The organism is Vibrio sp. vnigr-6D03 (assembly GCF_002835515.1).
GTDB lineage: Bacteria > Pseudomonadota > Gammaproteobacteria > Enterobacterales > Vibrionaceae > Vibrio > Vibrio penaeicida.
Window position 1 is genome coordinate 13360 of record NZ_PIZL01000003.1, and the last position, 13025, is coordinate 26384.

The following is a 13025-nucleotide window of genomic DNA, read 5'->3' on the forward strand; positions in this document are numbered from 1 at the left end:
TTGATATATTGATGGCAGCCTATGAAAAGCTAGAAGGTCGGCTATCTCGCATCATTATGTCTAGGTCTCTTTGTGCTTTTTTTGGATTGGCTAAGTCAGTGCTTTCTATCATTTCACATTCATCTCGGACCATTTCGTTGATTAAGCTGGGGTAATGACGGCAATCTTCGGGTCTGTCCAAGTAAATACTGCATGTGTATCTGTTTGGTTCTTGAGGTATACGCTTTGGGGCAATTTCGAGAAATGGGCATTGTTTGAGCCTTTCGCCAGACTTAGGATCGAACCATATTTCGCTGCCTTTAACGTATTCGAATATCTCAGGGTTAAATTGCTCCCATAGGTCGATTTCTTCCTGAGTTGCTGCTAAGTCTCCATCACCGTATTTGATGCAGCACTTACCGCACTGGTTACAATTTTTCATAGTTCACCATATCGTTTGATAGTTGCATCTTCATGGGTTCAAGTGATCTCAAGATGGTGTCATCAAGGCTAATTTTATGACCGCTTGTGTTATTGTGATTGGAAACGTCAGATTGAATCGATGGACAACGTGCGTACTGCGAAAGCATAGGTTTATGTTACGTCTTATGCAATCTGTAATTTCATAGGGTATAAGTGTTTTTTAGTACTCATTTTAAGTAACTGTGGGTGGCATGAAAGTAGTAGCAATATGCGGAGTTTCCGGAAGTGGCAAAACGACCGTCGTAAAACAATTATCTCAGCACTTTTCTTGTCCGTATCTGTTGTTTGATGATTATGTAGATTCAAATACTTATCCAAAAAATATTAAACATTGGCTTCAAGTTGGTGCAGATACATCGGAAATCAAAACACCTCTGTTCCTTAGTGCACTTCAATCATTGAAAGAAGAATGTACAGACCCATTTGTTTTTATCGAAGAGCCGTTTGGTCGATGCAGAGATTCAATGTCACCTCTCATTGACCACTGCATCTTATTGGATTTGCCGATGGAAGTGTGCCTTGCACGTGTGATCCTAAGAAATATTTCAAGCTCATCTAATGATTCACTAAGTTCAATATCTCACTATCTGACAAGATATAATGATCATTTCAGAGATGTATACATAAACGTGAATGAGCAGGTTCGAAAAAGCAGTGATTTTATTCTTCATGACGTAGAGCCAGTAAAAAGCACGGTGGATCGCATCAGCCATTGGCTAACAACGGATCTAAACAACACGAAGAAAACACAGTGAGAACGGCTGTTAGAGTATGGGTGTAACGGTACGTTCGCGTGAGTCAAAAAGGGAAGTTATGCCAGATCTAAAATTCGTCCAAATGCGCCCAAGTTCCCCTAGTTTGAATGAGCTTGAATCTTTATTTAAGTCTGAATGGTCAGATTTTTCATTTTGTCACTATCACCTTGAACTGCCTGCCCCCATAGTGGCTTTGCATGGAGAAAAGGTGATTGGCGGCTTAAGCTTTACCTTCTACAGGCATCCAAATTCCAATGGTGACGTTGTTTGGATTAATGCATTATTCATACTTCCTGAATACCGTGGTCGTAGAATTGCCGATAAGTTGATTGAAAGCGCTACGTTGGAAGTGGCGCGTCGAGGGTATAAACAGTTATTTGCTTATACCCATATCCCTTCTATCTATCAGCGTTTAGGTTGGACTTCACTGAATAGCAAAGCTCAGTCAAAGTACAAGATCATGAGCCTTGAACTGAATTCTCACCTCATTGATTAGCAAATCATTCGATTCAAGTGGTTTATTTCATAAACATTTTCAATGATATATAGTTTTGGATAAGTGCTTCCTATATACTTTTTTGTTTCAAACGGAATACTTAAATGGAAATGCTCATCGTGTCGTCTGAGCGGCAGAAGCGTCTCATCATGATTTTTAGTCGAACTACGGCAAAAATGTCAGATAAAGCACTATTGAACGATCTTGATTCCCACAAAATAAACTCATCAGCCTACCCGGCATTCAAAACCGCATCCGATCTTCGTGTCGCCCGCATTCGCCTACCTCAGGGTGATGATAAAACGGGTGCATTGGATGGTGGGGATTTCCTATATCGTTACTTGGCAAAAGGGTACATATGTTTGGGTGATTTTGTCGGTCAGCCAAAACCGGATTTATCACCTTGGGGAGTCCGTTCGGTACGCAAACAACCAAAAGTTGGATTTGGTTTGTAACGCACTGACCTTTCTTGTCACTAATTTTTCATCATCATTTGTTCTTGAGTGCTTCAGCACGTCGCACCTTGAGGTTACTTGGATATACTAAGGAGCGGTATTAATGGATGACTTTTATCTAGAAAAAAAGTGGCTAGCTGGCTATTTTGAAATCGAATGGTTGGATAAACTTCGTGAACTAGGTTTAGACACGCCACTTGAAAGCCAATCCAAAAGTGTTCCCGACAAATTTGTTTTTTCAGAGCACTCAAGAAAGACTTCATCGCTTATTGCTGATGCGGTTTCAAAAGCAAGTAATTCCCCTGAAACGTTTTTAGAAGTAGGGGTAGCTCTAGGGCGAAATTGTTATGAACTCGCCCAACGCCTTCCAAGCATTCGCTCTGTCACTGCGGTGGAACCTTCGCAGCGGTTTATTTCTAATTTTAAACATCTGCTTATCGATGGCGGACCTTGTGATTTCCCTTATATCAAAGGGTTAGGTGAGCGGGCGGAATTGCAATTTGATGCCACACCTATAGCCAATACGTGTTCTCATATCGACTTTACTTTAATAGAATCGCCATTTGAAAGGGATACAGTACAAGACAAGTTTGATCTTTGCGTCTGTCTAAACGTATTGGACCAATGTGAATCACCGAAAAATATAGTCAGTGCGTTAATGGATGCCACTAAGTTAGATGGCATTTTGGCATTGTCTTGCACCTATCAGTGGAACAAAAAACATCTAAAAGATGAAAATGAAGCGGTGGATGACATCAATGAATACTTCGGTGAATCGTGGGAAAAGTTATCGGAAGATGAGGTGGAGTATAAACTTCGAGTTAACGAAAGGTACTCCTATCTGTTTCTTTCTCACGTTGTGATTTATAAGAAAGTGAAACCTTAGTTATACTCGATTTTATACACGCTCGATTTTATACAAGCGTATGTTATACACACTCTGTTAATCGTCATTTAAAAGGATTGGAATGCGACATTATTTCAGGTTAGTGATAGCTCTATTTCTATTCATATCGACATCCTCGTATGCGAATGATGTTGGTTTTCGCAAGATGAGTGTCGTCCTAAAAGACGCAACTGAAAAGCTGCCTGTTGCAGTTTTTTATCCAACCTCATCGCCAGCCAAATCCGTGGCTTTTGGTCCCTTTTCTTTGAATGTTGCGATAGGTGGAGAAATAGCAGAAGGTCGTTTCCCACTTGCGGTTTTGTCACATGGATCTGGAGGAAGCAACCTATCCTACAAAGATATTGCTATGTCTCTCGTTAAGAATGGGTTTATCGTGGCAATGCCCCTACATCCCAAAAACAATTATCTGGATAACTCCAATCAAGGGAAAGCTGAAAACTATATCAACCGACCTAAGCAAATATCGGAAACCATTGATAAAATTCTGTCTATCCCAAGTTTAGCTGCTCATACAAACACGCAAAAAATCGCGGTGTTAGGGCACTCTATGGGGGGCTATACGGCTCTTGTGGTTTCTGGGGCAGTCGCTCGCACCCAAGACTTAGTGGAATTATGTAAAAATACACCAACCATTTCCGATCCTTATTGCATGCCAGTGCGTAGCAACGCTCTAACGCAAAACGTTGTGATAAGTGGTCAGGATATACGAATAAAAGCGCAAATACTGATGGCGCCGGTTGGTGCTCCCTTTATCTCTTCTAAGGCGTTAAATAACGTGAATATTCCAACCATGTTAATGGTGCCAGAAAAAGATGATGAATTAACAGAGGCACATAATGCTGATGTAATCAGGCAGGGGTTAGAGAGTAAAGGGAAGTTAACCTACATAAAGGTACCTAATGCAGGTCACTATTCGTTTTTAACGACGTACCCAGAATATTTAAAATCCGAACTGGGTCCGATAGCAAACGATCCTGATGGCTTTGATCGTAAGGCATTCCAGCAGACTCTTGGTAAGCGTTTTGCCGACTATTTAAAGGAAGTGATGTAACTTCATGGGTTACAACGTTAACTTATGATTTGAGGCAGTTTTCCTCAGCAAGTTAACGTTGTTTCCTCTGCTGGATAAAGCCTTTTTAAGCTCGCTTTTCCAACCAATCTGGTTCAATTTCAGGAAGAGGAATCGCATCCAGCAATTCTTTTGTGTATGCCGTTTGAGGTGAAGAAAACAAGGATGCGCTATCGGCAAGCTCCATGATTTCTCCATACTTCAACACCATTGTCCTGTCGCATAACCGGCGCACAACAGACAAATCGTGGCTGACAAACGCCATGGTGAAATTAAGCTCTTCTCGCAACCTTTCTAGCAACGCCAGCACTTGAGCTTGAGAGGAAACATCCAATCCCGACAATATCTCATCCGCGAGTACAAATTTGGGTTCCAAAGCGATTGCTCGCGCAATGCCCACTCGTTGCCTTTGCCCGCCTGAAAGCTCATGGGGGTATCGGAATTTGAACGAGGTGGGCAAGCCAACCATTTCTAACGCGTTTTCCACTCGCTTTTCTACCTGATCAAAGCCATGCAACTTCAGTGGTCCCCCAATAATGGTGGAGACTTTGTGTCGCGGGTTAAGTGACGACATGGGATCTTGAAAAATCATTTGAAATTGCTGGCGCAACGTTCGTAACGCAATTTCAGACCAGTGTGTGATGTCCTCACCGTTGTATTGAATACTGCCAGAATCGCTGTCTAGTAGGCGCAGCATTGCACGCCCAAGAGTCGACTTTCCTGAACCAGAGCCACCAACGATGCCTAAAATCTCCCCTTCTCGAACATCGAAATTGACCCCTTTTATGATGTCGATTCGGGGGGCATGTCCAAATAATGGCTTATTCACCATATCAGGGTAACTGACCCTTAAGTTTCTAATTTCATACAAATTACGAGGCATAGCGGCTTTCCTTACTGCCTTTGATAACTTCCAGTTTGGTTAACTGAATAACACTCTCTGGCACGGGTTTTAAGCTCTGATCTGGGTTAGTGTATTTTGGTGTTGCGTCGAGCAGTGCTTTGGAATAGGGGTGTGAAGGCTCAACAAAGAAGTCTTTGATTGATGAGTTTTCAAGTACCTTTCCACCGTAAAGCACCGACAGCGATTGGCACACTTTCGCGACCACGCCAAGATCGTGCGTTACAAACAAAATCGTGGTGTTGTGGTGGCTTTGCATCTCTTTTATCAATCGCAATATTTGTTTTTGAACCGTGACATCCAATGCTGTCGTGGGCTCGTCGGCAACAATGAGTTTGGGCTGTGCCGCAAAGGCAGCGGCGATCAATACACGTTGCCTCATACCGCCAGATAGTTCATGAGGATAGCTTTTCATTACTCTTTCAGGGTTAGGGATGCCCACTTCTTCAAGTAATTCAATAGCTCTCATATGAGCATTTCGTTTTGACCAGCCAAGAATATCGACTAATCGCCCTGTTATTTGCCTACCAATACGCTTTGAAGGGTTGAGTGCGGTTAATGGATCTTGGGGAATGAGTGCAGTGTTCTGCCCAATCCATTGCCTTCGGGCTTTTGGGGTAAAATCTTGCAGCGATTTACCATCCAGTATGATGTTGCCCTGATTTACCGACACCGCTCGTGGTAGCGTGCCGAAAATCGCCCGACCAATCATGCTTTTCCCTGCGCCACTTTCGCCGACCAAGCCGTGCACTTGCCCTTCTTCTACCGAAAAAGAGACGTTGCGTAAAACGGGTGTTGAATCTGGCAGTGCGGCACACAAGCCCTCTATTTTTAAGTAAGTATTCATCGTAGCACCGGATCAAACCTTTCTTTTAAACCTTCGCCGAGTTGGCTAAAGCTCAATACTGTTAGAAACAACACAATCAAAGGAAACACCAATACCCACCAAGTTTGATGAATAGCCGAACGCCCTTCAGAAATCATGCCGCCCCATGTTGGGAAATCGGAAGACAAAGACAAATTAACAAAGCTGAGTATTGCTTCCACAATGACCGCTATGCCCATTTCTAACGTTAATAGCACGCTGATGGCGGGGAGAAGATTCGGCAAGATCTCTTTAATCAAGGTATTGAATTTCGGTCTTGCTGCGACGCGAGCGGATAAGACGTAATCCATCGAGCATTGATTTAAGGTTTCCGCTCTCACTACACGCGTAAAGCGCGTCCAGTCAATCACCACTATGGCAACGATGACGGAGCCTACTCCTGTACCGATGACGGCAATCAGCAAAATGGCAAATAACACGGGCGGAAAGGACATCCAAATATCCGTTGCACGCGAAATAATGGCGTCTGCCCAGCCTCGGTAGTAACCTGCAATTAACCCAAGTAGTGACCCAATAACACAGGTCAAAATTCCGGCTGTAATAGCAATAGTAAGGGAGACTCTTGTGCCATAAATGATTCTGGACATTACGTCTCGCCCTAACGAGTCAGAACCCAACCAATACCCTTGTTCTCCACTTGGGAGCCAAGCTGGTGGAAGTTGAGAGGTGAACAAATCTTGTTCTAACGGGTTATGTGGGCTAATCAAAGGGGCAAACAATGCGGCAAATACCAGCAGTAACAACCAACCGCTTGATAGCCATAACCTCAGCCCAGCTCTTTGCTTTATTTTACTGCGTCCATCAAGCATGTCGTAACCTCGGGTTAAGTAATGAGTAGGTCAAGTCCACAACAAAGTTGACCAGCGTAAATATCAGCGCAAACAAAATCACGATTCCTTGAATAAGCGGAAGATCTCGATTGATGACCGCATCTATCGCGAGATTACCGAGCCCTTCGTAGGAAAAAAGCCGTTCTACAATCACTGTTCCGCCAATGAGAAAAGTGAACTGCACACCCACCAGCGCCAAAGTTGGCAGTAGGGCATTGGGTAAGGCTTCCCGAACGATGACGTAAGCTTCACTGTAGCCCCTTGTTCGAGCCAGAGTGATGTAGTCGAGGTGCATGGTTTCTTTTAACGATTGTTTAAGGAGCTGAGCAATAATCGCGGCAAGTGGAATTGCCAGTGCAAGTGCGGGCATAAACATATGGGAAAGCAAGTCAGAAAATTCTGCCCAACGCAATGTCACCATGCTTTCTAGCAACAAGAATGAGGTATAGAAGTCAGCATCCATTGAAGGGGTAATTCGTCCCGAAATATGGAATAGCGGCCAAAGAACTCCGAATAGAAGAATCAAAAGCAAACCCCATAAGAAATCGGGCACCGAGAGCGCGACGCCATTCGTCACATCAATGGTGGATTCCACTTTTGTGCCTCGCCATAGCGTACCTGATAATGCCAACGCACCGCCCAATAATACGGCGAACACCAAGGCCATAACCGACAGTTCAAGTGTGGCGGGTAACCTGCCGAGCACCAATTCAAGTACAGGCTGGCGGGTAGTGATGGAGGTACCAAAATCGCCTTTTGTGACACCTGAAATCCAAATAACAAACTGCTCTAATATGGATTTATCCAACCCATACATAGCAGTAAGCCGAGCAATATCTTCTTCGCTTGCTCCGGGGGGTAACATCATCGCAATGGGGTTACCCGGCACGACACGTATGACAAAAAATACGATGATCGCGGCTCCGAACAAGGTAATGAGTATCGCGCCAAGCTTTAATAGTAGTGTTCGAAAATTCATAGGGTTTTAGAGGCACGAATGCCTCTTCTCCATATTCGATCAATCGATCTTAGTTACGTGTCATTAAGTGAGGAAGTAATGCACCAGAAGCATGGGGTATTACCGCAACTCTGGGGTCATGTACGATGGGTTGGACGTATTGGAAAAGTGGTAGAACCAACGCGTCTTCTGCAATCTTTTTGTCGACTTGTTTCCAGCCTTCAATCCGTTTCGCTTCATCTTTCTCGCCCCAAAGCGGACCTATCATCGCGGTGAGATCTTCACCATCCCAAACCGAGTGAGGTGAAGGACCAAACATGGCAAATCCTGTTGAGGTTGTTGGGTCACCAATGGAGTTGCCCCAGTTATAGAACGCGGCAGGTGCCAGTTTGTCTGCGGCGCGCAATTCGTAATGCTTTGCTACTTCATACACTTCGATCTCTGCATTGATGCCCACTTTGCGCCACAATCCCACGATCGCTTGGATAATTTCGTAATCTTTAGGCTTGAACCCTTTAGTGGTTTGAATGGTAAACGTCACAGGATTGGATTTGGAATAGCCCGATTCTGCGAGCAGAGCGATGGCTTTTTCAGGATCGTAGGGCGTTTTTATCTCTTTGTTGTAGGCGCTATAGAGTGATGTTTGTAAGGTATCGATAGCAATGCCGTAGCCTTTGAGCAGTCGTTCAACAATGGCGGATTTGCTAACCGCATGAACCGCCGCTTTGCGAACGTTAGGATCTTTCATTGCGTCGATATCGTTAAAGAAAATCATTCCAATGTCCGACACGGGGGAAGCCACCCCTTTGAGTTGATCTTTACGTGTTAAGCGATTGTATTCTTCGTAGGGGATTTCGAGTGTAACGTGAGCATTACCAGATTCGACTTCCGCAACGCGTGCAGACGCATCGGTAACAAACTTAATGGTCACGTATTCGAACTCTGGTTTGCCTCCCCAGTAGTTTGGGTTTGCCTTTAAGCGGATATAGGCATTGCGTTCGAATTTTTCCACCATGTAAGGACCGGTGCCGATTGGTTTTGCTTCAAACCCTTCCTGCCCGACTTTTTCAATGTAATGTTTAGGCAGTACATACCCTGTGAGAAAACTCATCCATTTGAAAATAGTGGGCTCAAATCGAACCACATCCGCGATGATTGTGTTTCCTTCAACTTGAAAATTGCCAAGCGTAGACCAGATAAATTGAATGGGGTTACCGCTGTTTTCGTTCCCTGCTCGCTGCAAAGACCAAACCACATCTTCCGGCGTTAATGGCGTGCCGTCATGCCACTGCACGCCACTTCTAATCGTGAGGTAAATCTTAGTTTTGTTTTCTAGCCAGCCCCAGTTAGTGACTAAGCCCGGGGATTGGCTCAGATCCGTTTTTTGTGCGATGAACTGGTCAAATACCGATTGATAGATACCTTGAATTGTCGGGTTTACTGAAGAAGGACCCGTTGTTGGATCCCAACTGGGTAAGTTTACATTCGAGGCAATTACCAACTCATCAATGGGTTTTGCCTGTACGGATAAGGGTTGAATAAACGCGAGACACACCATCGTTAGTGCGCCGGCTATCCTATTGCTCAACTTCCATATTTTCATTTTACACTCCTAGTGTTTTTCAATGACTGAGCTTTTGTTTATTTCACGGGTTTTGATTTGACTCTTTTATGGCTCAGTGGGTTTGGTTACGTCGTCAGCTTTTGGGCAAGCAGATATCCGGCACCAGCGCCCGTTCCGGCTCCAGGCCAAACTGCGGCACCAGTGTGGTAAAGACCGGATATCGGCGTAGAGCCATCGGCTTTGCCAAACACAGGGCGGAACCAAAAATTTTGATTGAGGTGGTGGCTGCCACACAGCTGATCGCCACCGACTAAATTGGGGTTATCGGCTTCTAAATCGGCAGGGGATACAACGCGCTTAGAGAGAATGCTTTCTTTAAATCCCGGCGCGTATTGTTCAATGATGCCCAATACATGCTGGCTGTAGGGTTCAGCTAACTTATGCCAGCTTTTGGATGGCTCAGTTGAAATTGAATCAACAAGGACTTTGGAAGGAAGCATCCGAACCTGAATCCACAGCGTATGTTTTCCGCTAGGTGCTCGGCTTGGGTCAATCGTTGTCGGCTGCCCCACAACAATAACTGGTTGCTCTGGTAATACTCCAGCCATGGCTTGTTGATAGGTTTGCGCCATTTGATCCATCGAAGGGGCAATGTGCACGTAAGCGAATTCTTTTAGGGTTTGGGATGCGGTCCAGTTGGGTAATTTATTGGTGGCGACATGAATCATCATGGTGCCTGGCGCGTGTTGAAAGGTATCGTAGCATTTCAATGATTCTTGGTGGCTGTCGTTCGCAACCAAACGCTGAAGCCCTGAAGGGGACACATTGGCGATCACGGCTTTGTTCGCAAGGAGCACGCTTCCGTCTTCTTTTTCTATACCAATGACTTCACCTTGCGATGTGATGATCTTTGAAGCGCGCGTGCCATATTCTAATGTGCCACCTTTTGACTCAATGAGGCTCACCATGGCACGTGTCATGGTGTCTGCGCCGCCTTTTCCTATCACCATGCCAAAAGCTTGGTTAGCGAACGATTCAAGAAAAGGAAAAATAGCCCCGCCCGCAATGTCCGGTGCGAAATCTAGGTGCATTCCCCAAGCCGCGAGCGTTGCTTTTACGTGTTCCGATTCGAAATGGGTATCTAGCCATTCTCGTGGCGAACTGACCATCAAACGTAAAAGATCAGCCATTCCTTGGGTGCCTTCCCTACGGTAAAGCTGCCAAATATGTTTGGATAATGGGGCGAGCTTAAAAGGGGATTGCAAAAAAGGAACAATAAGAGGGGCTTGTGCGGAAAATCGCTCGGTAAGGTGATTCCAGCTCGCTTCGTCTTTCTGCGAGTAGGTTTGGATTCTGCTGGCATTCTCTAATTGGTCTTTGCTAATGCCTAGCCAATTACCGTCTGGAAATACGCTTGCAAAACAATGGTGCGCTTCAACGAATTCTAAGCCGTGCTCTTTTAGCTGCTCACCAAATTGTTGAAAAAAAGGCGACCCTGCAAAAAGTGAAAGGTTCATTGCTGCCCAGTCGTGTCGAAAGCCATCCAGCGTATATTCACCTGACTTAACGGCTCCGCCAGCGGTTTCACATTGCTCTATAATGTGGACCGTCCAGCCTTTTGACTGAAGTAAAACGGCACATACTAAGCTGTTTATACCGCTTCCAATGATTATTGCATCCGCCCTTGGTTCACTCATTGCTCATCCTTGAACTTGTTTGTGTGATTTCAGTATTAGCCAGTGATCTGACCGCGACAATGCGACAACTCTATCGAAAATGGGGGTTATTGCAGGGCAGGGATAGGCTTGGCAAAAAGCGGATATGAATATACCCAAGTGATCTCAAGATGCAGGATTCAGAGCGATATATTCTGGTTCAATTTTGGGTATATGCACCTTTTGGGTATGTGCACCTAGAAGCTCTCTAAAGAAGAAGGCAAGTGCAGAAGAAGCAAAAAGACACATTGGTGTAGTGAGTCGATTAAGCGAAAAAGTGCTGTGTGAAAATAAGGCAAGCAAAAAGGCGATGTGGTCAAAAACTGCACTATATGGATAGTTTGAGCAAAATACGGATAACAGATGCAGACCGTATTGAGTAGTATGTTAATATTATGTTAAGGGTCACACCGTGGTGTAACGCACAGCTCGCCGCAAGAAAGACTCAATGCAATGGAAGCAGCCTCTGAAGAGAGTGACTAAAGCGCAATTCGGTATGAGTAAAGCTTGTATGTGAATGAGATTACGCGCTTAGAAATTTTCCGAGTAGGCACAATTAAAAGATGGAGAGCAAAGATGAAGTACGCCACTGAGTCTCCTCGTTTTAGCGTTCGCTCATTTCGCCAGAGATTAGACGAATCAAGCCATTTGTTGTTTAGCTCAAGTAACGTAGATGAAGCCAAAGCAAGTGTCGGGCGTGTCATGACGCCTCACGAGCTTAATGTTATTAACAATAACGGTAGGCTTGATGCCAGCATGCATTACATGCCATTGGGTGATATCTCTTTGTATCGCTTAAAGTATGGTTCTAGTGTGTCTATCCATATCCCTACGATAAAAGATTATTACTGCATCCAAATTCCTATTCATGGGCATGCTTGTGTAACCAATGGTTCAGAGAAGATTGAATCGACCGAAAGTACGGCATCTGTACTGAACCCTGAAGTGCAAACAGATATGGTTTGGGACTACGATAACGACCAGTTTATGGTCCGAATATCTCGTTCATTAATGGAGCGAACTGCAATCGGTATTTTGGGGCATGATATTGATGACCCGATACGATTTGACGTCGGGTTTCGCTGGCAAGATTGCCCCGCGTGGTATTGCTTGCTCTCCTATTTGCTCGACTTTTACGCTAACTCGGATCCGTCACTGCGAGAAAATAAGCTGATTACCAGCCAACTGAATCAACTGACTGCAACCACTTTGTTTTTAAACCACAAACATTCACAAAGTGAAGAGAAAGTGACTCAACGTACGTCTATTCGTCCTCGCCACATTAAGCGAGCTCAAGAGTATATGGAAGCGCATGCCCACGAGCCTATTTCCGTCGAATTACTCGCTCAGGTGTGTGGCATCAGTATTCGTAGCCTTTACAGCGGGTTTAAAGATTTCGTTGGAACCACACCAATGCAATATTTGAGGAATTTAAGGTTGGATCATGTAAGGAATGATTTGCTAACCAGCGAGGCTACCAGCGTAACATCGGTTGCGATGAGGTGGGGATTTTCTCATATGGGGCGTTTCAGTGCGGAATACAAAGCTCGTTTCGGCGAAAGCCCCAGCCAAACGTTTAGAAAGCGCTAATCAGCCTCAGTTTTGGTGCTTCTTCTGTCCTACAAGAGAGGGAGAAATACAATATTATGAATGAGGCTTAAATTTATAATATTGTTATATTTCATACTCATGAATATATTAGATCTGATTCATATTTTAGTTCGACTTACAATCTACTCTCTGCTTAATTGAATAATTTTTGTGATCTATGTTTAAGCATAAATATGCAAAAATCGTCATTATTTTTCCCTAATTGGTGTTTCATTTCACATATCCAATCAAAATATTAAATGCTGAATTATTCACTGTAGTAATAGAATTAACCAGTACCCGCTAATAAAAAGTGGGTATAAGTGGCTTTGAGTCACGTAATGTGAGTAATATAATGTTGATTGATGTTTTTTTTTAGGTTCATTATCAAATATTATAATTTTGCTTATGAAAATTAATCTAAATATTATTAATAG

General features: G+C 44.1%; 13 protein-coding genes. 6 read left to right on the forward strand and 7 right to left on the reverse strand.

The window, feature by feature from the left end; translation table 11 throughout:
* Positions 1-19 precede the first annotated feature (19 nt).
* Complete coding sequence (locus CW749_RS04780; protein ID WP_101110904.1) at positions 20-421, reverse strand: YkgJ family cysteine cluster protein; 402 nt, start codon at positions 419-421, stop codon at positions 20-22.
* Between the two features lie 232 nt (positions 422-653).
* On the opposite strand from CW749_RS04780, the gene CW749_RS04785 reads away from it, so the two are divergent.
* The 5 genes from CW749_RS04785 to CW749_RS04805 all read left to right on the forward strand — a co-directional run bounded on the left by CW749_RS04785 (position 654) and on the right by CW749_RS04805 (position 4126).
* A complete protein-coding gene (locus tag CW749_RS04785; RefSeq protein WP_145997823.1) occupies positions 654-1217 on the forward strand; it encodes an AAA family ATPase in 564 nt (187 codons plus the stop codon).
* 58 nt (positions 1218-1275) lie between these two features.
* On the forward strand, positions 1276-1713 hold the full coding sequence (locus tag CW749_RS04790; protein ID WP_180958324.1) for a GNAT family N-acetyltransferase: 438 nt from the start codon (positions 1276-1278) through the stop codon (positions 1711-1713).
* Between the two features lie 104 nt (positions 1714-1817).
* A complete protein-coding gene (locus CW749_RS04795; protein ID WP_101110907.1) occupies positions 1818-2168 on the forward strand; it encodes a hypothetical protein in 351 nt (116 codons plus the stop codon).
* 103 nt (positions 2169-2271) lie between these two features.
* On the forward strand, positions 2272-3054 hold the full coding sequence (locus CW749_RS04800; RefSeq protein ID WP_101110908.1) for an SAM-dependent methyltransferase: 783 nt from the start codon (positions 2272-2274) through the stop codon (positions 3052-3054).
* Positions 3055-3220: 166 nt separating this feature from the next.
* Positions 3221-4126 (forward strand): dienelactone hydrolase family protein, encoded by a 906-nt coding sequence (locus CW749_RS04805; protein WP_180958325.1) that lies wholly within the window; start codon positions 3221-3223, stop codon positions 4124-4126.
* An 85-nt stretch (positions 4127-4211) separates the two neighbouring features.
* Here CW749_RS04805 and CW749_RS04810 read toward each other — a convergent pair whose 3' ends face one another.
* The 6 genes from CW749_RS04810 to CW749_RS04835 form a co-directional block, all read right to left on the reverse strand.
* A complete protein-coding gene (locus CW749_RS04810; protein ID WP_101110910.1) occupies positions 4212-5027 on the reverse strand; it encodes an ABC transporter ATP-binding protein in 816 nt (271 codons plus the stop codon).
* Positions 5017-5892, reverse strand: coding sequence for an ABC transporter ATP-binding protein (locus CW749_RS04815; RefSeq protein WP_101110911.1), 876 nt, complete (start codon positions 5890-5892; stop codon positions 5017-5019). Before CW749_RS04815 ends, CW749_RS04810 begins: the two co-directional genes overlap by 11 nt.
* Positions 5889-6740, reverse strand: a complete 852-nt coding sequence (locus CW749_RS04820; protein ID WP_101110912.1) for an ABC transporter permease — start codon at positions 6738-6740, stop codon at positions 5889-5891. Before CW749_RS04820 ends, CW749_RS04815 begins: the two co-directional genes overlap by 4 nt.
* Complete coding sequence (locus tag CW749_RS04825; protein WP_101110913.1) at positions 6733-7740, reverse strand: ABC transporter permease; 1008 nt, start codon at positions 7738-7740, stop codon at positions 6733-6735. The genes CW749_RS04820 and CW749_RS04825 overlap by 8 nt, the downstream gene beginning before the upstream one ends.
* A gap of 49 nt (positions 7741-7789) precedes the next feature.
* Positions 7790-9322: an ABC transporter substrate-binding protein gene (locus CW749_RS04830; RefSeq protein WP_101110914.1), complete on the reverse strand. Its 1533-nt coding sequence runs from the start codon at positions 9320-9322 to the stop codon at positions 7790-7792.
* Positions 9323-9408: 86 nt separating this feature from the next.
* The gene (locus tag CW749_RS04835; RefSeq protein ID WP_101110915.1) at positions 9409-10980 is read right to left on the reverse strand and encodes an NAD(P)/FAD-dependent oxidoreductase; all 1572 of its coding nucleotides are present in this window, start codon (positions 10978-10980) and stop codon (positions 9409-9411) included.
* A 594-nt stretch (positions 10981-11574) separates the two neighbouring features.
* Here CW749_RS04835 and CW749_RS04840 point away from each other — a divergent pair.
* Positions 11575-12588 (forward strand): AraC family transcriptional regulator, encoded by a 1014-nt coding sequence (locus tag CW749_RS04840; protein WP_101110916.1) that lies wholly within the window; start codon positions 11575-11577, stop codon positions 12586-12588.
* Positions 12589-13025 lie beyond the last annotated feature (437 nt).

Bases quoted from the DNA above. Each gene is read 5' to 3' on its own strand.
- CW749_RS04840 (WP_101110916.1), top strand. From the start codon at position 11,575: ATGAAGTACGCCACTGAGTCTCCTCGTTTTAGCGTTCGCTCATTTCGC.
- CW749_RS04820 (WP_101110912.1), bottom strand. From the start codon at position 6,740: ATGCTTGATGGACGCAGTAAAATAAAGCAAAGAGCTGGGCTGAGGTTA.
- CW749_RS04790 (WP_180958324.1), top strand. From the start codon at position 1,276: ATGCCAGATCTAAAATTCGTCCAAATGCGCCCAAGTTCCCCTAGTTTG.
- CW749_RS04810 (WP_101110910.1), bottom strand. From the start codon at position 5,027: ATGCCTCGTAATTTGTATGAAATTAGAAACTTAAGGGTCAGTTACCCT.
- CW749_RS04795 (WP_101110907.1), top strand. From the start codon at position 1,818: ATGGAAATGCTCATCGTGTCGTCTGAGCGGCAGAAGCGTCTCATCATG.
- CW749_RS04830 (WP_101110914.1), bottom strand. From the start codon at position 9,322: ATGAAAATATGGAAGTTGAGCAATAGGATAGCCGGCGCACTAACGATG.
- CW749_RS04825 (WP_101110913.1), bottom strand. From the start codon at position 7,740: ATGAATTTTCGAACACTACTATTAAAGCTTGGCGCGATACTCATTACC.
- CW749_RS04815 (WP_101110911.1), bottom strand. From the start codon at position 5,892: ATGAATACTTACTTAAAAATAGAGGGCTTGTGTGCCGCACTGCCAGAT.
- CW749_RS04785 (WP_145997823.1), top strand. From the start codon at position 654: ATGAAAGTAGTAGCAATATGCGGAGTTTCCGGAAGTGGCAAAACGACC.
- CW749_RS04835 (WP_101110915.1), bottom strand. From the start codon at position 10,980: ATGAGTGAACCAAGGGCGGATGCAATAATCATTGGAAGCGGTATAAAC.
- CW749_RS04780 (WP_101110904.1), bottom strand. From the start codon at position 421: ATGAAAAATTGTAACCAGTGCGGTAAGTGCTGCATCAAATACGGTGAT.
- CW749_RS04805 (WP_180958325.1), top strand. From the start codon at position 3,221: ATGAGTGTCGTCCTAAAAGACGCAACTGAAAAGCTGCCTGTTGCAGTT.
- CW749_RS04800 (WP_101110908.1), top strand. From the start codon at position 2,272: ATGGATGACTTTTATCTAGAAAAAAAGTGGCTAGCTGGCTATTTTGAA.